This window comes from Bacillus sp. 105MF, assembly GCF_000374885.1.
In the GTDB taxonomy this organism is placed as follows: Bacteria; Bacillota; Bacilli; order Bacillales; family Bacillaceae_G; genus Bacillus_A; species Bacillus_A pseudomycoides.
This window is the reverse complement of sequence record NZ_KB895573.1, coordinates 25337-50212: the sequence shown is the minus strand read 5'-3', so window position 1 is coordinate 50212 and position 24876 is coordinate 25337. Positions and strand designations below refer to the sequence as shown.

The following is a 24876-nucleotide window of genomic DNA, read 5'->3' as shown; positions in this document are numbered from 1 at the left end:
CCTCTTTATAAACTGAATTTTCTGTTATTTCGTTGTATAGTGAAAGAAGTGGTAGAAGAATATAAAGGGGGAAGGAATTTGAGGAAAAAACAGTTTGTAATTGCGCTTTCAGCAATGTTTTCTCTAACACTTACATCTGGCATATCTAGTATTACGGTACATGCAGACCAGAAAGAAGAGAATTCAAAGAAATTTACTTTACCGCTAAATGGGAAAGTACCAGAAACGTTAGCTCAATCGGCAAAGATTGAGTTAGAAAATGGAATGACGAAACCAATTTATTCACTTGATGAGGCAATTGTAGAAAATTTATTTGTAGAAACAGAGATTGATAGTGACCGAGATGGTAAAAAAGATCGTGTATCGGTAAAGGTAATGCGACCGAAAACAGAACCGGGTGTGAAAGTTCCTGTTATTTATGAAATGAGTCCTTATCGTTCAGGGATAAATAATGTACCAGTTTATAATGTAGATGAAGAATTACATCCTACGGAAGGTAAACCTTATGCAGGACCAGCTAACCTCGGTTCATATGGAAATTATTATGTTCCTCGTGGATATGCCGTTATTTTAGGTGAAAGCATTGGTACTGGGAAATCAGATGGATGTCCAACAACTGGTGACGAACAAGAAATTATCGGTACAAAATCTGTTATTGATTGGGTAAATGGAAGAGCAAAAGCATTCACAGAATATGGTGAGGAAATACAGGCGGATTGGTCTACAGGAAATGTCGGGATGACAGGTGCTTCATATAATGGCACATTGCCGAATGCTGTTGCAACAACAGGAGTTGAAGGGTTAAAAACAATTATTCCTATTGCCGCGATTAGCAGTTGGTATGATTATTACCGTGCAAATGGTGCAGTTGTTGCACCAGGTGGTTATCAAGGTGAAGATACAGATAATATGGCCGAAGCAGTATTAACGAGAAAAAATCCTGAAGTTTGTCAAAAAATCATTAAAGAGCTTACTGATGGGCAGGACCGAAAAACAGGAGATTATAATGATTTTTGGGACAAGCGTAACTACGTGAAGGATGCAAAAAATATAAAGGCAAGTGTATTTGTTGTACATGGTTTAAACGATTGGAATGTAAAGACAAAACAGTTTTCACAATGGTGGGAAGCTTTAGGAGAAAATAATGTGCCACGTAAAATGTGGTTACATCAAGGAGGGCATGGGGGAACATCTAGTAATAACTGGCAGCAAACACAAAATAAATGGTTTGATTATTGGTTATACGGAATTGAAAATGGAATTATGAATGAACCGATGGTAGATGTACAGCGAGAAAATAAAACGTGGCAAAAATTAAAAAATTGGCCAGACCCTGCAGCAGCTCCGTCTAAAATACGTATGCTTTTAAGTAATAAAGCAGTAGATTTACCGCTTCGAATGGGTGCGGTACAACAAGTGTCTTCATTGTTAGATGATGCAAAAATTAAATCGAATCAATTACTAACAAATCCAGAATTAGAATCACCAAATCGGTTAGTATATGTAATGCCTAAGCTCGAAAAAGAAATGAGAATAAGTGGTACACCAAAAATTTCATTTAAGGGGAGTATTGATCGTCCAGTTTCAAATTTAACCGCATTACTTGTTGATTATGGTGGTGAGAAACCAGAAATTGTGACGAGAGGATGGATGGATCCACAAAACTTGAATGGAAAAGAAGAGTCAACACCAATTATACCAGGAAAAGATTACACATTTACATGGGACATGCAGCCGGATGATTATGTATTCCAAGCCGGCCATCAAATCGGAGTCGTATTAATTGCAAGTGATTATGACTATACGATTCGTCCAAAAGCAGGGACGAAACTTACAGTAAAATTAAGTGAATTAACACTGCCAATTGTAAAATAGAAGGAAGCCTCCGAATGTGGAGGCTTTTTTTGTACTGAAAAAAGGGGATGGATTCTAACATCAAATTGCCGAAAGGATGTTAGAAAGGGAATGAAAGAAGCGAAGAGAGTATTAGGATACCCTACATTCTTAGTATAAGTATTACGTTATTTTGAAATAACAATAGATTTATTATATAATATTTTCGTATTAATAATGGAGAATAGTAATTTTTAAAATAAGGAGAATGTAATATCCTATGAAAGATGTAGATTTTATACTAGAAAGTGACGAAACATTAAAGCCATCTGAACGATTAGTATTATTACTATTAGAAAAACATAGAATTCTATATACAAATGATCTGCTAGCACTATCTAATTTATCATATAAAACATTAACGGATTCATTAACTGAACTCGTAGTAAAATCATATGTATTAAAAGAGACGGGGAAGGGAAGAAGGCAAAATTGCTATAGGCTAATGTAAAAGTTATTGTATCTATAAAAGAATATAAAAATCATTTTTCAAATAAAATACAAAAAACATTTTCGTATTTTATTTGAAAAAATACAATTTAAGTAGGTACCTACTAATGATTGTTTTTATATTAAAACTAATTAATCATTTTCGCATTCTCAAAAAGATATTAGAAATAAAAAAATGTAATAAAGTCACTACAGTACGGAGTTTTTTTATTTCTATATAAACGTGGTGGTTTATTTTATAGAAAGATACAAAAATATATTTTTGATTAAACCCCAAACAGTTCATTCTAAAAATGAATTATTTTTTATTAGAAAATTATTTTTTTATTTGGTAACAAAGTAATGAAAATGAGGTTTAATATTTATAATATTATTATGTAAACTATAATGAGTTGAAAAGGAATTCTCCATGTTTAATAGAATTATTTCATAGTTAAAAAATGAAACGAGTCTATGTAAGAGGGGGATAAAGATGAATCCAATTGTAGCAATTACAAATGCTGTAATGAATGGAGAACAAATGTAAAGTTTGTTGATGAAGGACATATTATTACTTCTGGAGGAATTTCGTCCGGAATTAATATGTCATTTCATATAGTGAAAAATTTATTAGGGGTAGAAATTGCAGAAGCAATAGCAAAAAGAATGGAGTATGATATTGAGTTGTGCAATTAGTTGAATATGAAAGTCTTATTTATGTAGTGGGATAAAAAAGATCAGTAACAATGAATTGTTACTGATCTTTTTTTGTTTAAAGCTTTCGTATATATGCTAATTCTTCTTCTAATAGAAGTGGTCGTACAGAAGCAGCGGCATTTTCGGCTGCTTGATTAGCTGTTTTTGCTCCGGGAATAGAAACAGATACAGCAGGATGCGAGAGCACATAACGAAGGGCCAACTGCCCCAAAGTTTGTTTAGGGTTTGAAAGGGATCTCAATTGTTCAACCTTGCGTAAATCATCTTGAAACCATGTTTCTTTCGGCCAATCTTGTCGTAAATCACCATCAGGGAATGTTGTTTGGTCAGTAAATTTCCCTGTTAATATTCCCATTTTTAATGGTCCACGAATGACAGCTCCTAAGTTTTTCTCTTGTAAGTAAGGTAAAATATCATTTTCAGGTTCTCGGTTAAGTATGCTGTAGTCAAGTTGTATAACATCAATCTGCCCGTCTTTATTAAAATTTTTAATATATTGTAAATCATGCGTAGAAACACCAACTGCTCTTACTTTTCCATCTCGTTTTAAAATTTCAAATGCGCGAAGGAACGCTTCGGTTTCTTCTCTTTTATCCCACCAAATATGACAAAAGTAAACATCAATGTAATCTGTTTGCAGGCGAAGTAAACTAGTTTCAAATACTGCAATTACTTTTGCTGCTGTATCGTAGACAGGTTCTCCATCAGGATCATAGTGATGACCAATTAAACCTCCCTTTGTGGAAAGGATGATATCATTACGATGTTCTTTGATTGCTTGTGCCACTAATTTTTCACTATGACCTAAACCATATACATCAGCGGTATCAATAAAATTTACTCCGCATTCAATTGCTTTTTTCATTGCAGAGATAGAATGTTTGTCATTTACAGGACCCCATTCATCGCCACCAATTGCCCAAGCGCCAAATCCAATTTCAGAAACGGTTAAACTGGTTTTTCCTAATGCGCGGTATTTCATTTGTTTACCTCCTTAATAAAAGGAATCCCTAATAAATTATTCACTGAAAAAGCGAATGTGTTTGTGAGATCTTTTTGCTTAGCTTAAAAACATAAAACACTAATATATAGCACAAAAAATAAAATTTTCATCTGAAATATAGAGATGTCGTCGAAAGCTATCTCTAATTGGTTAATTTATGAGATTTTTTTATGGAGGAGCTTATTTTACGAGAAGAGAATTTAGGTTAGTAAGAAAGTATGCCTGTGGTAGTGAAATAAAATGGGTTAGGGGGATTTAAAAAATGAGGAAACTCAAGAAAGTAAATGTTCCTCATACACCACAATATCAAACACAGTCTAATGAATACCGAGTTATAAATAAGAGAAAAGTACGGCGATTTGTTTTAGTTTTTATTTTTATTCTTTCGGCCACTTTTTATATTCAATATATCCTTACTAAGCAACAAGAAATGATTGTAGAAAAGCGAGATACGATTAAAAACCAGCAAAAGCAATTACTTTCTTTAGAAAAAGATTCGCGTTATTTAAAGAGTAAAGTTGAAAATTTGACAGATAATGAAGAAGAGATTTTAAAGTTTGCGAGGAAAGAGTATCAATTCTCTAAGCCGAATGAAACTATATTTGTACTACCTAAGTAGATATACAGTAATGAAAGGAAAACATCTGTAACAGTTAGCAAATAGCTAACTGTTTTTTTAATATTAAATATTTTTATTCGTTCTTTGTAGGCAGTAATACTTTCTTATTTTATAAAAAGATATGTCATAACTGAGAATTTTTAGAGATGATATAATTCTCAAAAAAGGAGAGGGTAATATGAAAAAAGCAGACTTTATATATGAATTAGAGAAACGGATTGAAAGTATAAACGGAGACGTAAGTATCATGATACAAGGGGAAATTATGTATCGGTACAATGAACAATTGGTGCATCCATCAGCTAGCCTTATTAAGTTACCTATTCTTTCATGTGCTATAGAAAACATAAAGGATGGAACCTTAAATCCATATGAATTAATTCCTATTTCATCCCTCGAAAAGACTGGAGGAAGTGGCATTGTTGCTGCATTACATACACCAAATGTAACGATACAAGATCTCATTACATTGATGATTACAGTTTCTGATAACACTGCGACGAATTGGCTTATAAATAAGTTGAAAATAAATGATATTCAAAAACATATTGATTCACTGCAGCTAAATGGAACGAAACTACAACGATATATGATGCAAACACCTAAAGAAACGGGAAAGGATAATTTCACAACAGCTGAAGATATTATATCTCTTCTAAAGCATTATGATAACGATGAACAATTTTATTACCCACTTGAAAAACAACAATTAACTCATAAATTATGTGGGAATTTAGAGGGGATTGAAGGACTTTCCATAGCAAACAAAACAGGAGAACTGCAAACTGTTACACATGATGCTGCACGACTAAACATAAATAACAAAACGGTATATGTAGCTGTTTTAAGTTCAAATGTTGAATGTGTAAATCATACGAATTATATATTTTCAGAGATTGGACATTTAATTGTACAATATTTACTAAAATAAATATTGTTAAAATTCTGTCAATTGTATATAATATACAGTAAGCGGATACATTTCTTAATTAACGATGAGTCTATAGCTTATTCGCCTGTTAAGAAAACCGTTATCCTTGTATAAGAAAGGAAGATTTATGTGTACGCTTCTAATACGATTTATATCGTAGGGGACGCAAAAGCACCTCAAAACAATCCAATTACAGAAAAATTTAAAAGCTATTTTGTTGCATTTGTTGTTGAAAAAGATACAGGGAAAATTGTAGATGCGGATTGTTCAGCAACCATTTCATTAACTGCTCAATTTGTAAAACATTTATTTCTACATAGAAATATGAATGATCCACAATTAGTAGAAGAAATTAAAAATCGTTATTTCGGATCATCTCAAAAAGCATTGCTTGTAGCATTAAAAGATGCACAAAAAAAATATAATCAAATTGCTGCTTTGTCTACACATTCATAGACAAAATCCAGCCATAAGATTCATTCTTATGGCTGGATTTTTTTATTGGACAGAAAGGATGAATAGAAATGAAAATCATGGATTTAACAGTAAAACGTCGCTATATTAAGCTTCATACACCGTTTAAAACAGCTTTGCGCACTGTAACAGAAATTGAAAGTATTGATGTTTTTATTCACACAGATGAAGGGATTGTAGGAAAAGGGGCTGGGACTGCGACTCCAGTTATTACTGGGGATTTTGCAAGTGGAATGGGAGAAGCTATTTTAGGGCCAATCCGCTCTGTGTTAATCGGGAAAGAATTGCAGCAATTTCAAACGTTGTTGTTACAAATCCAAATGAGCTGTGTAGGCAATACGAGTGCGAAGGCAGCAGTAGATATGGCTGTATATGATGTGTATTGTCAATTTCATAATATCCCATTATATGCGTTATTAGGTGGAAAGAAAGAGATTCAAACAGATATTACAGTAAGTGTTGATGAACCTTTATTAATGGCGAAAGAAGCAAAAAGTCATGTGGAAAAAGGCTTTAACACATTAAAAATTAAAGTTGGTAAATCAACAGAATTGGATTTAGAACGTATTGAAGCGATCAGAAATGTTGTGCCGAAGGATGTAACTTTGCGATTAGATGCAAATCAAGGATGGAGTCCAAAAGAAGCTGTATCGATTATTCGAGAAATGGAAAATAGAAATTTAAATATAGAATTTGTAGAACAGCCCGTTCATGCGAAAGATTGGGAAGGAATGAAATATGTAAAAGATCATGTGCAAACACCAATCATGGCTGATGAAAGTGCTTTCTCGGCGCAAGACGCTTTAAAGCTTGTTCAAGGGCAATACGCCGATTTATTAAATATTAAATTAATGAAATGTGGCGGGATACGGGAAGCATGGAAGATTGCCGATATTGCTGGCGCTGCCGGTGTAAAATGCATGGTTGGTAGCATGATGGAATCATCGCTTTCTGTGGCGGCAATTGCACATGTAGCAGCCGCTCATCCAAATATTCACTACTTTGATCTTGATGCTCCTTTATGGTTAATGGAAGAGCCAAGCGGAATCACATATAACGGACCAAGGGTAAACCTGCATCACGCAGTGAATATAGAATAAAGTTTCGGCAGAAGAATTGTTTTTGATGTCACGCTTTGCTTGAACAGGGAGGCATATTAATAAAAGGAGGATGTGTTTATGAGAAAATCCATTACTTTGCTTTTTAGTTGTTTGTTAGTATTTTCATCTATTTCAGTTGCAAATGCTGAAGAGGTAAAAAGTAATCAAGCGTATGTAGATGTGGCAGCAGCAACATTATGGACTGGGCCAAATTTGCTTCGTCCAATTGATGAACCAAGTGCGATGAATCCTGTTAATCTATGGAAATGGACGAAATCGATGACGCTCGATGAAAAGCTTTGGTTAACAAGTACAAATAAATTAGAAACACAAGCTTTATTAGGGCAAGAAGTAACAATCATTGATCGGCAAGGTGAGTGGGCAAAAGTAGTTGTTCATGGCCAGCCAACGCCAAGAAATGAAGCGGGATATCCAGGATGGGTCCCGGTAAAACAGCTAACCTATAATCAAGAATTTGCAGGGAAAAAGGAACAACCATTTGTTCTTATTACAAAACCGACAGCTATTTTATACATTAATCCATCTGATAAATATAAATCTTTAGAGGTTAGTTATAACACACGCTTACCGCTAATAAGTGAAGATAATATGTCGTTTCGTGTAATATTACCAAACGGACAAAAAGCATGGTTACGGAAAAATGATGGAAAGGTTTATAAATCACAAAATGAAATCCCTATTCCAACGGGAGATGATTTAGTGAATACTGGGAAGTTATTTTTAGGATTGCCGTATATATGGGCTGGAACAAGTGGTTTTGGCTTTGATTGTTCTGGTTTTACACATACAATTTACAAATCTCATGGTATTACAATCCCGCGTGATTCTGGTCCACAATCAAAAGCAGGTATTGCTGTTGAAAGAGAAAACTTGCAAAAAGGTGATTTGCTGTTTTTTGCTTACAATCAAGGAAAAGGAAGTGTTCACCACGTAGGAATGTATATTGGAGATGGGGAAATGATACATTCTCCAAATGCAGCGAAAACAGTTGAAATTATACCAGTAGATACACCAGGTTACATTGAAGAATATGCAGGGGCACGTCGCTATTTACCTTAATGTGAAAGATTAGTAGGAATTTAAAAAGGGGGTTTTAAAGTGAAAAAGGTTACTCGCTTTTCATTAGTTAGTACGTTACTTCTTTCTTCGTTTTTAGCTGGTTGTGGAAAAGAAAAGTCCACGACAAAACCAAGAGAAGAGAAGAAAGTATTGCAGTTAACAGAAACAGGAGAAATTCCATCATTAAATTCCTTAAAAGTAACAGACGCTGTTTCATTTAACGTATTAAATAATGTAATGGAAGGATTATTTAGACTTTCAAAAAATGATGAGGTCATTCCTGGAATTGCTCAAAAGCATGAGGTTAGTAAAGATGGGAAAACATATACATTTCATTTGCGTGATGCGAAATGGTCTAACGGTGATCCTGTAACAGCACATGATTTTATATATGCTTGGAAGCAACTTGTTAATCCAGAAACGGGCTCTGAATATGCATATATCATGTATGATGTGAAAAATGCAGAAAAGATAAATAAGAAACAAATTGGATTGGATGAATTAGGAGTAAAAGCTCAAGATGATAAAACGTTTACTGTAGAGTTAGAACATCCTGTCCCTTATTTTACAAAATTACTTTGTTTACCATCCTTTTATCCAATTAATGAGAAGTATGCGAAAGAACAAGGAAATAAATATGGTTTAGAAGCAAATAAAACTCTATATAATGGACCATTTACATTATCAGAATGGAAGCATGAAGCAAGTTTTACAATGAAGAAAAACAATCAATATTGGGATAAAAAAGAAGTGAAATTAGATGAAGTAAATTACCAAATTGTTAAAGAAATTTCGACCGTAGTAAATCTATATCAAACAGATAAAATTGATCGTGCTGTTATTTCAACAGAATTTGTTGATAAATATAAAAATGATAAAGAATTGAAACAATATACAGATCCGGTTATGTATTTCTTCCGATTTAATGAAAATGTACCAATTCTAAAAAACAAAAATGCCCGCCTCGCACTTAGCATGGCTTTTGATAAAAAGGGACTTGCGACTTCATTTTTAAACGATGGATCAGTACCTGCAAACTACTATGTTCCAAATGGCTTTTTAAAAGGGCCAGATAAAAAAGATTTCAGGGAAACAACGACAGAGTTTAATAAAACGAATGTGAACAAGGCAAAGGAATATTGGGAGAAGGCCAAGCAAGAAACAGGAACGAATGAAGTTACGTTGGAAATGTTAAACTATGATTTAGAAAACTTTAAAAAAGTAGGAGAATATATTAAAGAACAATTAGAGAAAAACTTACCAGGATTGACGATAAAAGTGAAACTACAACCACATTCTCAAAAACTAGCGTTAGAGAAAAAGAAAGAATACGAAATGTCATTATCGCGTTGGTTACCGGATTATCCAGATCCAATGACTTACTTAGATGTCTTTATTTCAGAAAGTGGTGTCAATAATACTGGCTATGCAAATCCAGAATATGATGCATTAATTAAAAAGACAAAAATGGAATTAGGAAATGACGAAAAGGCACGTTGGAAAGCGATGCAAGATGCAGAGAAAATGCTATTGGATGATGCGGTAATTGCACCGGTGTTCCAGCGCGGATTATCTTATTTACAAAAACCATATGTGAAAGATTTATATGTACATCAATTCGGACCCGCGACTAGCTTGAAATGGGCAAATGTGAAAAAATAAAATGAAATATACAAAAAACAGACTGTGCCTAGAGAACAGTCTGTTTTTGTATATAACAATGTTTCATTATTGAAATTAATAAAAGAGAGAAAAATCATGCTATAATTTACCAGGATAAAAATTAAGATTTTATTGAAGGGGGAAAGGATATGTCTATTCATGTGAATGTAAAATTAATGAATACGAAAAGACTCTATATGAGAAAACCTCGTTTAGAAGATGTGGATGCTTTCTATCAAATTGTAAAAAACAATGAGGTAGGTAAGTGGCTTGCGATATCTAGAGGTATGTCACGAGAAGAAACTGAACAATATATTGGAAAGTTCATAGCGCATTGGAATGAACATAATTTTGGTGTATGGCTTATATTCAATCCTATCACGAGGGAAATGATGGGACACTGTGGTTTAAGGTATATTGATGGAACAGAAGATTTAGAAATCATGTATCTTCTCGATCCGAAGTTTTGGGGAAAAGGATATGCTACAGAAGCAGCCCATGCATCGATCCAATATGCTTTTCATGATTTGAAAGTCAAAAAATTAACTGCAAGAATTAGAATTGCCAATGAGAAGTCAAAGAATGTTTTAGAAAAGGCTGGATTTAAGTACACACATGATGTGGATTTTGATGGACATCAATTATCATATTATGAGTATAAGAATTTATTCTGATGAAAATTTGAATATTCATACAAATTACCCAGATAGTTTGTAAACATCGTATAGATTTATATACAAGTTTAACTTGTCGAAAGATAAAATCATTACTGAATTTAGAGTGTGAAAGAAATACAAAATCTTGTATAATTAAAATGTTTACTTGGAAACATTTCTTATAATGGATGCGTACATAAGTTGTGATAAGAGGGGGAAATACATGTAAATGATAGATGAATAGAATGGAGCATTTTTACGGAATAAAGGAGAAGAGAAAGAATGATGACGTGTTGTAAGCAAGGGTTAGAATTATTAGTAGACATGCAATATCGAGGTAATAAGAGAATGATTGTAAGTGGTTCTAGTGTAAGGTGGGTAAACAAATGAAGATGAAGCATGCTTTTGGCCCAATCATTTTAGCATGTATAATCTTTATCGTTATATTGCTTATTCCATCTAAATATCTAGTTTCACTTATTAGTAATGAAAAGGTAGAAGATGCGGCGACTTCATTACAAAAAGAAAAATTACAAGGTGTTTTTTTGCAACAAAAAATGTTGGAGAATTTGAATTATTTGCCGATGTACGGTTCATCTGAATTTTCCCGAATGGATGCATATCATCCGTCTAACTATTTTAAAGTAAAACCCGAAGGATTTACACCGTTTCTAATAGGAACTGGCGGAACGCAGAGTCTTGCTCATATTTTAAATGTGACTTCCACAATGGATCAATTAGAAGGAAAAAAAGTAGTATTTATTCTTTCACCACAATGGTTTACCAAGCAGGGGGTAAATGAAGGGAACTTTAGTAGTAACTTTTCTAAACAGCAAACATATCATTTTATTTTTAATGATCAAATAAAACCTGAAATGAAAAAGAAAATTGCGAAGCGGTTGCTAGATTTTAATGTTGTCCGCAAAGATTCTATATTAAAAAGCTCACTAGAAGGTATTGTATATAATGATACAACTCATAAGATAAAAGCGGGAGTATTGAAGCCGATTGCCTATATAAACCGAAACATTGCGGATCATAAAGATTTAGTGACATCTATATTCAATATAAAGCCAAAAAAAGAACAAAGAAATATGGAATTACGTTCACTTTCCTGGGAAGAAACAAGAAGGCATGCTGAACAGGTTGGGAAAGTAGAGTCTACATCAAATACATTTGGAATTGAAAATCCATATTACTATAAAAACAAATTTCAAAAGAAATTACATGGATTAAAAGGATATAAGGCAAAAGAATCTTATGATGAATCGCCAGAATATGAAGATTTACAAATTATTTTAGATATTTTTAAGCAAAAGAAAGTGAAACCGCTTTTCATTTCTGTTCCTGTAAATGGACCTTGGTATGATTACGCAGGGTTCCCAAAAGAACGTCGTGATGTTTATTATAAGAAAGTTCGAGAACAAGTTGAGAAAGCTGGATTTCCAGTTGCAGATTTTACTAGTCATGAATATGACAAATACTTTCTAAAAGATACCATTCATTTAGGATGGAAAGGCTGGGTATATGTGGATGAAGCATTACAACAATTTCATGCAGGGAAATAAATTTTAAGATTAAACCAAAAACAGGAACGGCTTTTTAAGCTGCTCCTGTTTTTTAATACAAAGGATTCTGATGTGGACAATTAGGAAATGGATGTATATCTTGAATTTGCCTAAAGTCATAATGTTTCATTACGAATTGCGCTTGATACAAGTATTCATACAAATAAATATGTCCACCATGCACACCGCATAAAACTCCAGATGTACCCTGACCATTTACGAGAGAAACACCAACGGGCTGACCAATTAAATATTGTACTTTTTGTTGCCAATGCATGTGTATATCCCTCCTTTTAAGATAATATACAAACTTAGAGAAGGAATGGTTGCTTATCCAGTCAATTTTACATAGGAGGATTTTAATACTTATTATCGATTTGGGAAAGAAAGTATGAAATTAAATGATTATTTCTTGGGTCTTGTTCAACATGATTTAAAGCATAAAGAAGAAATTCTGGATCTTTTAGAAGATAAGCATATCAAATTATAAAAGTAAGAATAAAAGAAAAATGAAATAAAACATCATACATCTAATTGAATGTATGGCGTTTTATTTCAAATTCATTATCTCGAATGATTCATTTAAACAAGTTTTCTTCGTTTCTTTAGCCATATTTTTAAAGTGAAATACAAAACAATTAGTATTACTCCGCCAATTGCAAACGATGTTACATACGGCCCAGCAACTTCATCGATATTGCCCCAATTTTCTCCTAGCTTTTCACCTAAATAGATAAAGATGATTGACCACGGGATAATCGCAAGCGCTGTAAGGGTAATAAATCGGATAGGTGACATTTTTGTAATGCCGGCAGGGATTGAAATGGCATGACGAACGACTGGAATGAAGCGTGCTGTGAAAATAACACCGGTTCCATAACGATTAAACCATGCTTCTGCAGAATCGATTTGTTTTTTATGAATGAAAATGTACTTGCCATAACGCTCTAGTACAGGTCTTCCTCCGTAACGCCCAATCCAATAAATAAAGATTTGTGCGATCACACCACCAATAGTACCAAATACAATGGCGCCTATAAATGAGATGTTTCCTGAAGATACTAAATAACCTGCATAAGCGAGAACGATTTCACTTGGAATAATCTCAATCATGAGTCCAAACATTATGCCCCAATAACCTAGTCCTTCTAAAAATAGTAATACAGAATGAATAAAACTACCTAACATGTTGCACCTTCTATTTAATAGATTTTTTCAAATGGTAAGAGGAGATATACTACTTACTAATAAAAAATAATATGTACACAATTTCTTATATACAGATTATACCTTAATTGTTGATTTTATAGCTATTTTAAGATTTCATTTTTAACATGATTACGAAAGAGAAATCGCGCTTTCATTCAAGAAAATAAAATGAGTGAGAAGTGTTTATATGATGCTTACAACTTATAAATTTGGTTTTTATCTGTATTATCTTTCTTATAGTAAGGTATAGAAATTAGAATTTCGTGAAGAGAGAATGAAAAGTATGTTAGAAATTTCTCATATTGTAATAAAGGGGATTTTATCCCGTTATTCGCTGGTGATAAGACACTCATCTTATAATTAATAGGGAAGTGGAAGTCAGAGAGACAGGTAGAGCTAACAGCTAGTGAAATCCAGATCGATTTAATTATCAATAGGAATGAAATTCACTAATAAAATGGGTGTTTTATAAGGGAGAAGATAAAAAATTCGAAAAAAAGAAAAAATCGTTATAATAATGCAGAAATTTATTTTGGAAGGGTGAGAAATAATGGAGATTACAGATTCCATTTATGGAATGATTTCTATTCATGATAGAGACATAATTGAATTAATAGAAACGAAAGTATTTCAAAGATTAGCTTATATTAAATAACAAGGGCATACATACTATGTACATTCAAATGCGACACATACAAGGATAGAACATTCTATCGGAGTATATGTGCTTGTGAATAAAGTTATAGATCATCTCATTGAAATAGGAGATATTACTTTCTCAGAATATGAAAGGAAAGTTGTTTCTGTTGTAGCTCTTCTTCATGATATTGGTCACGGGCCATATTCACATTGTTTCCAACGAATATCAGGTCAAGATCATGGTGATTGGACGATACGAATTATTCAAGAAGATAGAGAAATACGTACTATCTTAGAACGGACATCTGATTTATTAGAAGATGTAATTAAAGCTTTGTCAGAAGAAAATGTTTTTCCAATTATAGATGAAATTTTATTTTTATCATTAGGCATGGATCAGCTTGATTTTTGGAATCGGGATTTGCATTATTCATCATTGGAATTAGAAAGAGGTCCCATTGAAAAGCTTATTTCTACTATGCGTATGATCAATCAAAAGCTTGTTATTGAAGAAACAGGGATACCATAAATAGAGCATCTTGTAAAGGTGAAAAGCTCTCTTTATCACAATGGATTTGGCCATCCGTTTGTAGTGGGAAAAGATTTGTTATTACTACTTATTTTTCAGAAAATCCAAGAGTTACAGCTTCCTTTGTATAATCCGATATTACAAAACTTCTTTCATAAGAGAGAAGAACTGAAAGTGAATGATTTCCTCCCTTTAAATGATCAAGCTATTTTAAACGAGTTACAGTGCGTTGCAAAATCTGAACATGAGGAATTAGCAAAACTAGCTCAATTATATCTTTCAGCATCAAAAAGTTTGAATTGGAAAGAGGGAAAAGAAGGTGATTTTAAGAATTGTAAAAAAGAAGCTCGATATATTTCTGAAGTTATGAGTGAGAATAAAGGTTATAGTTCATACATAGGCGGAATTTATATAAATAGAAATGCACGTTTTGAGGACATTTTAGAGACTTCTAAATACATTCAAGAAGTAACTGCTTTACCCAAAAGAGGGTACATGTACTATTTATAGCAGGATAAACAAAAAAGAGGAGCGCAAAGCGCTCCTCTTTTTTTATGGCTTTACATCTAAATTTTGTAAAAATAATGTTGCAGAAACATAGCGTTTCGCTAACATTTGTACATATGCCGTATGTACAGAAAGTGTTGCGATAATAATCGCATTACGAATGGCTTCTCGTTGCTCATTGTTGATTTGATCAAACTGACTTGCGATTTTATCTGCTTTTTCTTTTACAATATTTTCAATTGTACGAATGGTATCAGTCGCGTTTAATTGTAAACAACCACCTTGATTCAATTCCTCAAATAAAGAAGAATAAGCGACGTATAAATGAACAGGATTGATTAAATCATCACTTCGATCTGCTGGATCATTTACGATGAGTCTTAACAGCTTACGAATGGATTCAAAATCAAGTGCTGTTTTTAAATCTTCAACAATGAATAATAAAGCTGCTTGTTCGATAGAATATTTTTTTCCTTTTTGTGGTGAACCAATCATTTCTTTTATATCTCGTTTTACCCAGTTTTGCATAGCTGTTACAGAAAAACTGGTATTTTCAATTTGATTACCAAGCGCAACGATCTCATTTAAAGAAAAGCCAATATCTGTATCTTCAATTTTAATGAGCTTTTCAAAAATAGGTGAAAGAGCGGTTGTAATAAAAGCTGTAACACTTTGTCCACATTCAATATCTTTTTTATGTGACTTTGCCCAAGCTTCTTGTAAAATAACGAGAGGCTTTTTTGCATTCCATCCTCTAAGAGAAAGAAGGAGCATTGCCATTTCGTTTCGTGTGAGATGAAATGTTTCCATCTTTTCACCTCCAAAATTATAAAAGTTCTTATGAACTTATAATATGTTTTGTTGCTTGTAAAGTCAATTCTGTTTTTCATTATTTTTCCTGTCATTTTATAAATTGTTAATAAAGTTAAATAAATAACACTTGCTTATTATAGAAAAAGTTCATATAATAGGTTCATAAGAACTTTTTGTTTAACTTTAAAATAAATCTATCATTCTTATTTTAAAGAAAGATAGATTTCACATATATCTATAATAAAAGGAGAATGGATATAATATGTTGAAAAAAATCGTTACAGTAATGACTGCATTAATGGTTGTTTTTGGGGCTAGTAGCTTTGTTTTCGTAGATCATGCGGCAGCGAAAAGTTACAAGTCGGGTCAAAAATCATTTACACCAAGTTCAGGACAAAAATCAAAAGTTGATTTAAACAAAAAAGATTCTAATGTGAATGCACAGAAAACAAACCCTGATACAAAAACAAAAGCATCAAACACAGCACCGAAGAGTAATAAAGGGAGCTTTATGAAAGGTTTATTACTAGGTGGTCTTGGTGGTCTACTAATGGGAAGTTTATTTGCAAACATGGGAGCACTTGGTTCTGTATTAGCGTTCATGGTAAATATGCTAGTAATGGCTGGTATCGTAATGTTAGCGATTCGAGCATTTAAATATTTCAAAAATCAACGTAAGAAACAGGCAGAAGAAGCAGTATGGAAACGATAAAAATTTCTGAACAAGAGCTGATAAACGCACTATGTGTGTATATCGCAGAAAAGCGACAAGTTGGCCCAGAAGCAGTTTTAGTTGAACTAATGTACGATGATGACTATGGTTTTTCTGCTGAAGTAGAAGTAAATGGTCGCAGGCAAATTTTAATTCAAGCAAACTTAATTGAAGCACTTCGCTTATGGCTTGATAGGGAATACAATGTCAATCCGTTTGCGGCAAGGTTACAGCTTGAGTTAGATGATGAAGAAGGTATTTTCGCATTGGCGAATTTAAATAACTCGGATGAGTAGTCAAAAGGAGCTGTTTAGATTAATTTCAACAGCTCCTTTTAGTATGCACATTTTTAATGAAATAATGAACCCAGTAGTTAAGTAAGGGTGAATACCTTTGCTTCTTCATTTGAGTGCCCAGCTAAGCTGGGCACTATTCTCTAGGCAATGAATTATACAACTTCTTGAGGCGGATTTTGATCATCTTGATTTAAACAAAAATGACTCCAAAGTTCATTCATTTTACGTCTACCAGCGGTAACCATTGGGTTAAATTGAATTGCAGCTTGTTCGCGGACATCCTGGACATTTTGGATAGCTTGCTGTAATTGTTGTCCGACTGAGTTTAATTCTGTACAAGCATGCTTAACAATTGAAAGACCGGCAACAGTTCCTTGCGCCATAGCAATTTTCCCACTTTCAATTCCAGTAATATTTCCAGCTACAAATAATCCGTGAAGAGGGGTTTCCATTGTCTCTGAATGGAATGGGACATGTCCACCCAGTTCAGGAATGTAATGGAATGGGCATCCTGCTACGGCAGCGAGCTCTGCAAGTGGATATAATCCTCCTGCGATACAAACAAAGTCTGCTTCATATATTTCTTCTGATCCTTTTATAATATTTCCTTTCGAATCAATGTTAGCAACACGAACACCCTCTACTTTATCCGTTCCGATAATTTCAATTGCAGCTTTGCAAAGGTGGAGTGGTGTACCATTTATTTTTATACCGTTATTCGGATAAAAGGTTAAACCAGCTTTTCGAATCCAATCATGTTTCATAAAGCGACTTCCGATGCGTAGTAAAGCTGATGGGGCAAGGTGGGCAGCGTTTAATAGTGACTTTAAAACTTCCTCTGGTTCACCAGCTTTTTGGCTAAGGTCACCCTTTTCAGGGAGTACGATATGATCAACAGTAATACCAGCTAGTTGTAATTCATTTAAAATTGCAAATGATAAAATATTGGCTCCGATAATAATTCCTTTTTTCCCAACTTGGACTCTATGAACATTTGTCATAACTTGAGCAGCGCCAATTGACATGACTCCTGGAAGAGTCCAGCCAGGAAGTGGGATAGAGTATTCAGCAGCCCCGGTAGCAAGTAGTACAAAGGGGGCTTCAATTGTACCTATGCTTGTATGTACATACCAAATGTTTTCGTCTTTTTCTAAATTGTATACTGACACACCGCATCGAATATCTATTGAGAGTGCTTTTGCATCTTGATGAAGGCGTTCGGATTCTTTTATTCCGTTCCACCATTCTCCAGTTGGTTCTTGATGTAATTGTCCTAACAATCGTCCGCCAGGCTTCATAAATTCATCAATAACAAGTACGTTAAGTCCAGAACTAGCGCAAGCAATTGCACCAGCTAATCCTGCTGGTCCCGCGCCAATTACAATTACATCCATCATCGCTTTTCCACCATCTTTCTAATAATATTTGGATGCTGTTTCCCACTTTCAACAACCATTTCGTTTTCTACAACAGTTAAGCACGCTCGGACGTTCATTTGATTATTAACTGTTACGCGGCATTCAGAACAATGTCCAATGTTACAGTAAATTCCTCTAGGTGTACCACTATCTTCATGAACGCGTAACGTTCTAATTCCATTTGCAAGAAGGGCAGCAGCAATCGTTTCATTTTCATATGCTTCGTATTCTTTATCGTTAAATTGAAATGAAATACGTTTTCTATCGTCTAAGTTTCCTAAAATAGGATGATGTAAAATTCTATTCATTGCTTTTCACCTACCGCTCCAAAAGTTACTGCGCGTATTGGTGGTTGATATTTTAATGGAATCTCATGAGGTGATGTTCCAGGATTTGCAATTTCTATCATTCGATCTATTGTCGTTCTACATGTACGCCCCCCGCAAAAGCCCATCCCAGCACGTGTTCTTAGTTTTAGCTCCCGAGCCGAGCAATTATATGCAGTAATTGTCGATTGAAGTTGTCCGTATGTAACTTCTTCACAACGACAAATAATTAAATTCTCTTTATTAGACATGTATATTCCTCCTCTAGTTCGGTTTACAAAAATTATAATGCAAAAGGTATGCCAATATAGAGGAGGGGAGGTTTTATTGTAACCCGAGTCTTTTTAAGCGGTTGTATAAAGTAGCTCTTGTTACACCAAGTTGTTTCGCACATTCTAATTTATTACCATTTAAAATTCGTAAAGCTCTTTTGATCACTTTTTTCTCGTGTTGATCCATCTCTTCTTGTAAGGAAAAAATCGTGTTGTTGTTACTGACTAATGAATAATGAGATGCTATTTCCTCTGGAGTACTGTTTGTATGAAAGGGTAAATATTCTTGCTTTATAATGCCGTCCGTTGCAAATACGACGAGTCTTTCTATAACGTTGCGCAGCTCGCGAATATTCCCCCGCCAATCGTAATGAAGGAGTTCGTGCATAATTTCTGGGGGGAAATCATGAATTGGTCTTTTGTAATTTATTGAAAAGTCGTTTAAAAAAGAATAGGTTAATTCTATAATGTCTTCTCGTCTTTCACGTAATGGTGGAATGTGAAAGCTAACTACATTTAAGCGATAATATAAATCTTCACGAAATGTTCCTTTTTTCATCTCTTCTTGTAAATCGCGATTTGTAGCTGCAATAACACGAAAATCAATATTAATTTCTTTTTCTCCACCGACACGATAATATTTTCGTTCTTGCAGTACACGCAAAAGCTTAACTTGCATATCGAGTGGCATTTCGCCTATTTCATCGAGAAATAAAGTGCCACCTTGTGCAAGTTCTATTTTGCCTTTCTTTCCTTTACTATTCGCTCCAGAAAAAGCTCCGCGCTCATAGCCGAATAATTCACTTTCAAATAATGCTTCTGGAATTGCACCACAGTTAATCGAAATGAAAGGGGCATTTTCCTTCTCACTTGCTTCATGAATCGCTTTCGCAAATACTTCTTTTCCGACACCGCTTTCTCCTAGTATTAAAACGGTCGATTTAACAGAGCAAACTTTTCTAGCCAATTGGATCGTTCTCTGTATGACAGCACTCTTTCCTTTCATGGAATGAAAGGGATCGGATGTGTCTTTATATTTTGCTACTTCTTGTTCTAAGCGGTGCACTTCATGTGACATATTAAATAACTTTTCATTTAGTACAACCTGACTTGTAACATCCGTTTCAGAAACGACTGCACCGATAATTTTGTTGTCGCAATAAACAGGATTTGAATTAATTAATACAAATAGATCGGAGCGAGGTTGATGATACTGAGCTACTATACGTTTTCCTTTATGTAATGATTGTAAAATTTCTAGATCTTTATAATCAAAAAAATGAGTAATAGGTTGTCCGATAATGTCTCCATGTTTTACTGAAAATATTTTTTCGGCTCCATCTGTCCATGTACGAACACGTTCATTATCGTCGATAACAGTAACTGAAGAATCTGTCGTTTGAAGAACGGTATTGTAAAATGCCTGTAATTGATTGTAAGAATTATAGAGAAAAGGGACCATTTGGGTAACAGTTATACAGTGTGTTGGATCTTGTGTTTTATTGAGAATAACGACTGCGAAATGATTAGAAAATGCTTTGATTAAATTAGAGAAGGAGTCTTCTTCATATAAAGTTGCACAAAGTAATTCTTTCGTATGTGCATTAAGGTAATAAAATTCGCCATTTTTTTGTTTGATGTGACTTATGTCGAATGTATGATTTGTTGAAAAATATTTTATAAGTTCTTTTATTGATGGGAACGAAAATGCCATATTATCCTCCTGTAGTGTGAAAAATTTTAGACACTGATAAAAAAATAATACACTTATTTCTGTTAAATTCAAAATATTTTTACATCTATTTTTCTCACATATGAAAATAAATATATTTTGAGTTGGCATACCAATTGCATAAATAGAGGATGAGAGATTTGAAAGAAAGGAGGGGGCTGCATGAGACACTGTGACGTTTTAATACTAGGCGGTGGAATTATTGGCTGTTCTATTGCTTATTACACTTCAAAATATGGAAGAGACGTAACAATCATTGACAAGGGGGAATTTGTCAGTGGCACGTCTTCACGGTGTGACGGCAACATTCTAGCCATTGATAAAGACCCAGGATTTGATAGTCAGATGTCGCTAGTAAGTCAAAAATTAGTAACGGAATTAAGTGAAGAATTGGAACATTCGTTTGAATACCGAGCGCCAGGAAGTATTCTTGTCTGTGAGTCAGAGGAGGAAATGGAGGCAGCTCAAAAATGGGTGAATCGTCAAAAAGAAGCTGGCTTACCGTTTCGGATGCTTGATAGACAAGACATAAGAGAAGAATCACCGTTTTTCGCTGATGATTTATTAGGTGGTTTAGAATGTGCAACAGATTCGACTGTAAATCCGTATCTCCTTGCTTTTTCACTTCTTGCAGAAGCGGAAAAATTGGGGGCAAAATCTTTTAAGCATACAGAAGTAAAAGAAATGAGGAGAGCCATAGATGGTTCCTTTATTGTAGAAACGACAAATGGAACGTTTACTGCAAAGCAAATTGTGAACGCAGCGGGAGTATGGGCCCCTAAAATTGGAGAAATGTTGGACCTATCTATACCGATTGAGCCAAGAAAAGGACATATTATCGTAGCTTCAAGGCAACAACATGTAGGCTCTCGCAAAGTAATGGAATTTGGTTATTTAATTTCTAAGTTTGGTGGGAAACGGAAAGTCGATGCTTTGACTGAAAAATACGGTGTAGCTCTCGTGTTTGAACCAACAGAAAGTCAAAATTTTTTAATTGGTAGTAGTAGAGAATTTGTAGGATTTCTTACGAGGATAAACAACGAAGTAATTAAGTGTATTGCGAATCGAGCGATTCGTTTTTATCCAAAAATGGCAGATATGATGGTTATTCGTTCTTACGCTGGCCTGCGTCCATGGACAGAAGATCATTTGCCGATCATTTCACGAGTAGAACATATTCCAAACTATTATATCGCTGCAGGACATGAAGGGGATGGAATTAGTCTCGCAGCAGTTACAGGGAAAGTTATTGAAGAGCTCTTAAACGAAAGAGAAACATCAATTCCGATTGAACCGCTTCGTTTGAATCGTTTTACAGAAAGGGTGTTAAACGGATGAGGTCACAAAGAGTCTTTACGACGATTGATACGCATACAGGTGGAAATCCTACGAGGACGTTAATTAGCGGACTTCCAAAATTAATAGGAGAGAACATGGCAGAAAAAATGCTTCATATGAAGAAAGAGTACGACTGGATCCGTAAATTGTTAATGAATGAACCGCGCGGTCATGATGTGATGTCTGGGGCGTTATTAACAGATCCGTGTCATCCAGAAGCGGATATAGGTGTCATCTACATAGAGACAGGTGGATATTTACCGATGTGTGGTCACGATACGATCGGTGTATGTACGGCTTTAGTTGAATCAGGTTTAATACCTGTATATGAGCCGATAACTTCTTTGAAATTGGATACACCAGCTGGTCTTGTTGAAGTGGATATTTCTGTTCAAGACGGTAAAGCAAAAGAAGTATCTTTTTGTAATATACCAGCTTTTTTACTAAAGAGTATTTCTGTCCATGTTGAAGGGATTGGAAATGTAGATGTTGATATCGCATATGGCGGAAACTTCTATGCCATTATCGATGGGGAAGCGCTTGGTCTAGAGTTAGTGCCAGAAAATGCTTCTACAATAATTGATAAAGCGATCCAAATAAGAAATACGATTAATGAAAAATTTGAAGTTATTCATCCGCAATATTCATTTATAAAAGGGGTAACACATATTGAATTTTACACAGATCCTACCCATGAAACGGCACATGTGAAAAATACCGTTGTTGTTCCGCCGGGAGGAATTGATCGTTCTCCATGTGGTACGGGAACATCTGCGAAGCTAGCTGTATTATACGCTAATAAAAAAATTACAATGCAAGAAGAATTTGTTCATGAAAGTATTGTTGGCTCGTTATTTAAAGGAAGTGTAATAGATACAACATATGTGGAGAACATTGAAGCTGTAGTAACAAAGATCACTGGTTCAGCTTGGCTAATGGGAATGCATAGATTTTTTTACAATGAAGAGGATCCACTGAAAGAAGGATTTTTGCTAATTCCGCCGATGGAACATGAAACGGAGGAAGTGAAATGAAGATTCAAAAAATGTATATGACAGTAGATGTACACGTAGCTGGTGAAGCGTTTCGTGTAATTAAAGACGTACCGTGTAAATACTATCATAGTTTGGAACAACTAAATGAACAAATTTCTGGTGAATTAGCAGAGGAAATACAGCTTTTATTAAATGAACCACGTGGGTTCATAGGTTTAAACGGATGTGTTGTCGTTCCTTCTATTCATAGTGAAGTTGATGCAGCTGTATTATTTTTTAATCATAAAGGAGCAATTCCTCTTCATTACGGTGGGATTGTCGCGGTAGTAACTATGTTACTTGAAAGTGGACACTTAAAACAAAGCGATTCAAATCAATACAAAATTGAAACGCTATGCGGTGTGTTTTTAGTCCGTGCACATGTAGAAAAGGATGAAGTCGTTTCTGTATCGCTAGAAAGTAAAGTGTGTTACTCAATCGAAGAGAATCTACCACTACATAGTCCTATTGGAAATATACACTACTCTCTCATACAAGCTGATCAAGTATATGCAGTGTTTCAGAAAGAGGAATGTTCTCCGGAAATTTGTATTGAAAACATTTTTGAATTAAAGAACTGGGGAAAAGCTATACTTGAGTCCATGCCAAAGCAGCCACTTATAAAAAGAGTCGTTTTAGTAGATTCTTCCCACATAAAAGAGAATCGTATAAAAACAATTACGTTTCAGGATGACGACTATATTGTACGTTCGCCTGGATTCGCATCAACAAGTGTTTCGTATATAAGTAGCCTTTCTATAGGTGATGTACGTACGGAAGAACCTTTTATTAATGAGAGTATTTTTAATAGTTTTGTGAAGGTGCAAAAAGTGAATAAGGAAGAGAAAGGATATACATTTACTTTCACAAGCAGAGGGTTTATTACAGGTATGCAAACATTTGTATTAGACCCTACTGATCCATTTCCAGTAGGCTTTTTATTAAAATAACGGTTAATATAGTATGTGGAAAAAACAAATGAAATGTAAGGGAGAGAATATGATGAAAAGTATAAAAGGAGCATTTCCAGTATTAATTACTCCGATGGATGAATTTCAAGAGATTGATTGGAACGGAGTGAAACAGAACGTAAACTATTTTATTGAGCAGAAGGTTGCCGGCATCATCATTAATGGAAGTACGGGAGAATTTGTTAGTTTATCAAAAAAAGAACGATTTAAGATGGTGGAAACGGTATTAAAAGAAGTTGATGGACGCATTCCTGTAATTGTTGGAACTGCTGCAGAGACGACGAAAGAAACGATTGAATATACGAAGCATGCAGAAGCTCATGGCGCAGATTGTGTATTAATTATTAACTCTTATTATTGTAAACCGAAAGAAGAAGAAATCTACTTTCATTTTAAAGAAATCTCAAATGCTGTAAATATACCAATTATGTTATACAATAACCCGTTTACCTCTGGTGTTGATATGAGTATAGAGCTTATGCTTCGAATAGGAAAAGAATGTGAAAATGTTACACATATTAAAGAATCTAGCAGAGATATTCGTAAAGTGAGAGATTTAGTAAGACAAGGAGAGAGTGCTTTTCAAGTCTTTTGCGGATCCGAAGATTTAGTTATGGAATCATATTTAGTTGGTGCTACTGGATGGGTCTCTGTGGCGGGTAATATCGTTCCGGGACTTGTTACAAAAATGTATGAGCATTTTCAAAATGGAGAGTTCGAAAATGCATGGGAGATTAATGATACAATTTTGCCTCTTTGTGAATTCCTAGAAGGGTCAGGGAAATACGTACAAATTGTTAAACGTGCAATGGAGTTACACGGACAAACTGGAGGTCCATCTCGTTATCCAAGATTAGGATTGACACAGGAAGAAGATCAAAAACTTCAACAGATTTTATTACAAATAACGGCTAATTCAGCTGTTTAAACTAAGGAGGAGGGGAAAAT

At 34.4% G+C, this 24876-nt stretch carries 24 protein-coding genes and 2 pseudogenes; 18 read left to right on the top strand and 8 right to left on the bottom strand.

From position 1 onward, the window contains the following. Window positions 1-78 precede the first annotated feature (78 nt). The 3 genes and pseudogenes from C564_RS0113555 to C564_RS38205 all read left to right on the top strand — a co-directional run. The gene (locus tag C564_RS0113555) at window positions 79-1875 is read left to right on the top strand and encodes a Xaa-Pro dipeptidyl-peptidase (RefSeq protein WP_018765687.1); all 1797 of its coding nucleotides are present in this window, start codon (window positions 79-81) and stop codon (window positions 1873-1875) included. A 238-nt stretch (window positions 1876-2113) separates the two neighbouring features. Continuing rightward, the gene (locus tag C564_RS0113550) at window positions 2114-2344 is read left to right on the top strand and encodes a hypothetical protein (protein WP_003198034.1); all 231 of its coding nucleotides are present in this window, start codon (window positions 2114-2116) and stop codon (window positions 2342-2344) included. A gap of 518 nt (window positions 2345-2862) precedes the next feature. Next, window positions 2863-3018, top strand: a pseudogene (locus C564_RS38205) (DJ-1/PfpI family protein); the annotation flags it as partial. Window positions 3019-3094: 76 nt separating this feature from the next. Here the strand turns inward: C564_RS38205 and C564_RS0113540 are convergent. Then, window positions 3095-4021, bottom strand: a complete 927-nt coding sequence (locus C564_RS0113540) for an aldo/keto reductase (protein ID WP_018765685.1) — start codon at window positions 4019-4021, stop codon at window positions 3095-3097. 283 nt (window positions 4022-4304) lie between these two features. On the opposite strand from C564_RS0113540, the gene C564_RS0113535 reads away from it, so the two are divergent. The 8 genes from C564_RS0113535 (at window position 4305) to dltD (ending at window position 12132) form a co-directional block, all read left to right on the top strand. Continuing rightward, window positions 4305-4661: an FtsB family cell division protein gene (locus C564_RS0113535; RefSeq protein WP_018765684.1), complete on the top strand. Its 357-nt coding sequence runs from the start codon at window positions 4305-4307 to the stop codon at window positions 4659-4661. Between the two features lie 178 nt (window positions 4662-4839). Further along, window positions 4840-5592, top strand: coding sequence for a serine hydrolase (locus C564_RS0113530; RefSeq protein WP_018765683.1), 753 nt, complete (start codon window positions 4840-4842; stop codon window positions 5590-5592). Window positions 5593-5721: 129 nt separating this feature from the next. Continuing rightward, window positions 5722-6048 (top strand): DUF3870 domain-containing protein, encoded by a 327-nt coding sequence (locus tag C564_RS0113525; RefSeq protein ID WP_003198042.1) that lies wholly within the window; start codon window positions 5722-5724, stop codon window positions 6046-6048. 68 nt (window positions 6049-6116) lie between these two features. Then, window positions 6117-7166 (top strand): dipeptide epimerase, encoded by a 1050-nt coding sequence (locus tag C564_RS0113520; RefSeq protein ID WP_003198044.1) that lies wholly within the window; start codon window positions 6117-6119, stop codon window positions 7164-7166. Between the two features lie 78 nt (window positions 7167-7244). Beyond that, entirely contained in the window at window positions 7245-8246 is a 1002-nt protein-coding gene (locus C564_RS0113515) for a C40 family peptidase (protein WP_018765682.1), read from the top strand. Window positions 8247-8285: 39 nt separating this feature from the next. Continuing rightward, window positions 8286-9908: a peptide ABC transporter substrate-binding protein gene (locus tag C564_RS0113510; RefSeq protein ID WP_018765681.1), complete on the top strand. Its 1623-nt coding sequence runs from the start codon at window positions 8286-8288 to the stop codon at window positions 9906-9908. Between the two features lie 149 nt (window positions 9909-10057). Next, on the top strand, window positions 10058-10582 hold the full coding sequence (locus C564_RS0113505; RefSeq protein ID WP_018765680.1) for a GNAT family N-acetyltransferase: 525 nt from the start codon (window positions 10058-10060) through the stop codon (window positions 10580-10582). Between the two features lie 368 nt (window positions 10583-10950). Then, window positions 10951-12132, top strand: a complete 1182-nt coding sequence (dltD, locus tag C564_RS0113495; RefSeq protein ID WP_018765678.1) for a D-alanyl-lipoteichoic acid biosynthesis protein DltD — start codon at window positions 10951-10953, stop codon at window positions 12130-12132. 52 nt (window positions 12133-12184) lie between these two features. Here the strand turns inward: dltD and C564_RS0113490 are convergent, their stop codons facing one another. Both C564_RS0113490 and C564_RS0113480 read right to left on the bottom strand, forming a co-directional pair. Further along, on the bottom strand, window positions 12185-12409 hold the full coding sequence (locus C564_RS0113490; RefSeq protein WP_018765677.1) for a hypothetical protein: 225 nt from the start codon (window positions 12407-12409) through the stop codon (window positions 12185-12187). Window positions 12410-12714: 305 nt separating this feature from the next. Continuing rightward, window positions 12715-13320, bottom strand: coding sequence for a DedA family protein (locus tag C564_RS0113480; protein ID WP_003198056.1), 606 nt, complete (start codon window positions 13318-13320; stop codon window positions 12715-12717). A gap of 571 nt (window positions 13321-13891) precedes the next feature. Here C564_RS0113480 and C564_RS36770 point away from each other — a divergent pair. Then, window positions 13892-15019, top strand: a pseudogene (locus C564_RS36770) (HD domain-containing protein). Window positions 15020-15061: 42 nt separating this feature from the next. On the opposite strand, the gene C564_RS0113460 reads toward C564_RS36770, so the two are convergent. Continuing rightward, window positions 15062-15826 (bottom strand): DUF1836 domain-containing protein, encoded by a 765-nt coding sequence (locus tag C564_RS0113460; protein WP_006095061.1) that lies wholly within the window; start codon window positions 15824-15826, stop codon window positions 15062-15064. 265 nt (window positions 15827-16091) lie between these two features. On the opposite strand from C564_RS0113460, the gene C564_RS0113455 reads away from it, so the two are divergent. Both C564_RS0113455 and C564_RS0113450 read left to right on the top strand, forming a co-directional pair. Further along, window positions 16092-16541 carry a hypothetical protein gene (locus C564_RS0113455; protein ID WP_003198066.1) on the top strand — a complete coding sequence of 150 codons (450 nt, stop codon included), beginning with the start codon at window positions 16092-16094 and terminating at the stop codon, window positions 16539-16541. Continuing rightward, window positions 16529-16837 (top strand): YxcD family protein, encoded by a 309-nt coding sequence (locus C564_RS0113450; RefSeq protein ID WP_018765672.1) that lies wholly within the window; start codon window positions 16529-16531, stop codon window positions 16835-16837. Before C564_RS0113455 ends, C564_RS0113450 begins: the two co-directional genes overlap by 13 nt. Before the next feature lie 152 nt (window positions 16838-16989). On the opposite strand, the gene C564_RS0113445 is transcribed toward C564_RS0113450, so the two are convergent. The 4 genes from C564_RS0113445 to C564_RS0113430 all read right to left on the bottom strand — a co-directional run bounded on the left by C564_RS0113445 (window position 16990) and on the right by C564_RS0113430 (window position 20567). Beyond that, entirely contained in the window at window positions 16990-18234 is a 1245-nt protein-coding gene (locus tag C564_RS0113445) for an NAD(P)/FAD-dependent oxidoreductase (RefSeq protein WP_018765671.1), read from the bottom strand. Continuing rightward, window positions 18231-18563 (bottom strand): (2Fe-2S)-binding protein, encoded by a 333-nt coding sequence (locus C564_RS0113440; RefSeq protein ID WP_018765670.1) that lies wholly within the window; start codon window positions 18561-18563, stop codon window positions 18231-18233. Before C564_RS0113440 ends, C564_RS0113445 begins: the two co-directional genes overlap by 4 nt. After that, on the bottom strand, window positions 18560-18832 hold the full coding sequence (locus C564_RS0113435) for a (2Fe-2S)-binding protein (RefSeq protein ID WP_018765669.1): 273 nt from the start codon (window positions 18830-18832) through the stop codon (window positions 18560-18562). Before C564_RS0113435 ends, C564_RS0113440 begins: the two co-directional genes overlap by 4 nt. 73 nt (window positions 18833-18905) lie before the next feature. Then, entirely contained in the window at window positions 18906-20567 is a 1662-nt protein-coding gene (locus tag C564_RS0113430; RefSeq protein WP_018765668.1) for a sigma-54 interaction domain-containing protein, read from the bottom strand. Window positions 20568-20747: 180 nt separating this feature from the next. Between C564_RS0113430 and C564_RS0113425 the strand changes: the two genes are divergently transcribed. From C564_RS0113425 to dapA, 4 genes are read left to right on the top strand one after another with little or no spacing between them, the layout of a single operon-like run. After that, window positions 20748-21923 carry an NAD(P)/FAD-dependent oxidoreductase gene (locus tag C564_RS0113425; RefSeq protein ID WP_018765667.1) on the top strand — a complete coding sequence of 392 codons (1176 nt, stop codon included), beginning with the start codon at window positions 20748-20750 and terminating at the stop codon, window positions 21921-21923. Beyond that, a complete protein-coding gene (locus tag C564_RS0113420; protein WP_018765666.1) occupies window positions 21920-22957 on the top strand; it encodes a proline racemase family protein in 1038 nt (345 codons plus the stop codon). The genes C564_RS0113425 and C564_RS0113420 overlap by 4 nt, the downstream gene beginning before the upstream one ends. After that, a complete protein-coding gene (locus tag C564_RS0113415) occupies window positions 22954-23907 on the top strand; it encodes a proline racemase family protein (protein ID WP_018765665.1) in 954 nt (317 codons plus the stop codon). The genes C564_RS0113420 and C564_RS0113415 overlap by 4 nt, the downstream gene beginning before the upstream one ends. Window positions 23908-23959: 52 nt before the next feature. Further along, window positions 23960-24856, top strand: a complete 897-nt coding sequence (dapA, locus tag C564_RS0113410) for a 4-hydroxy-tetrahydrodipicolinate synthase (RefSeq protein WP_018765664.1) — start codon at window positions 23960-23962, stop codon at window positions 24854-24856. Window positions 24857-24876: the final 20 nt, after the last annotated feature.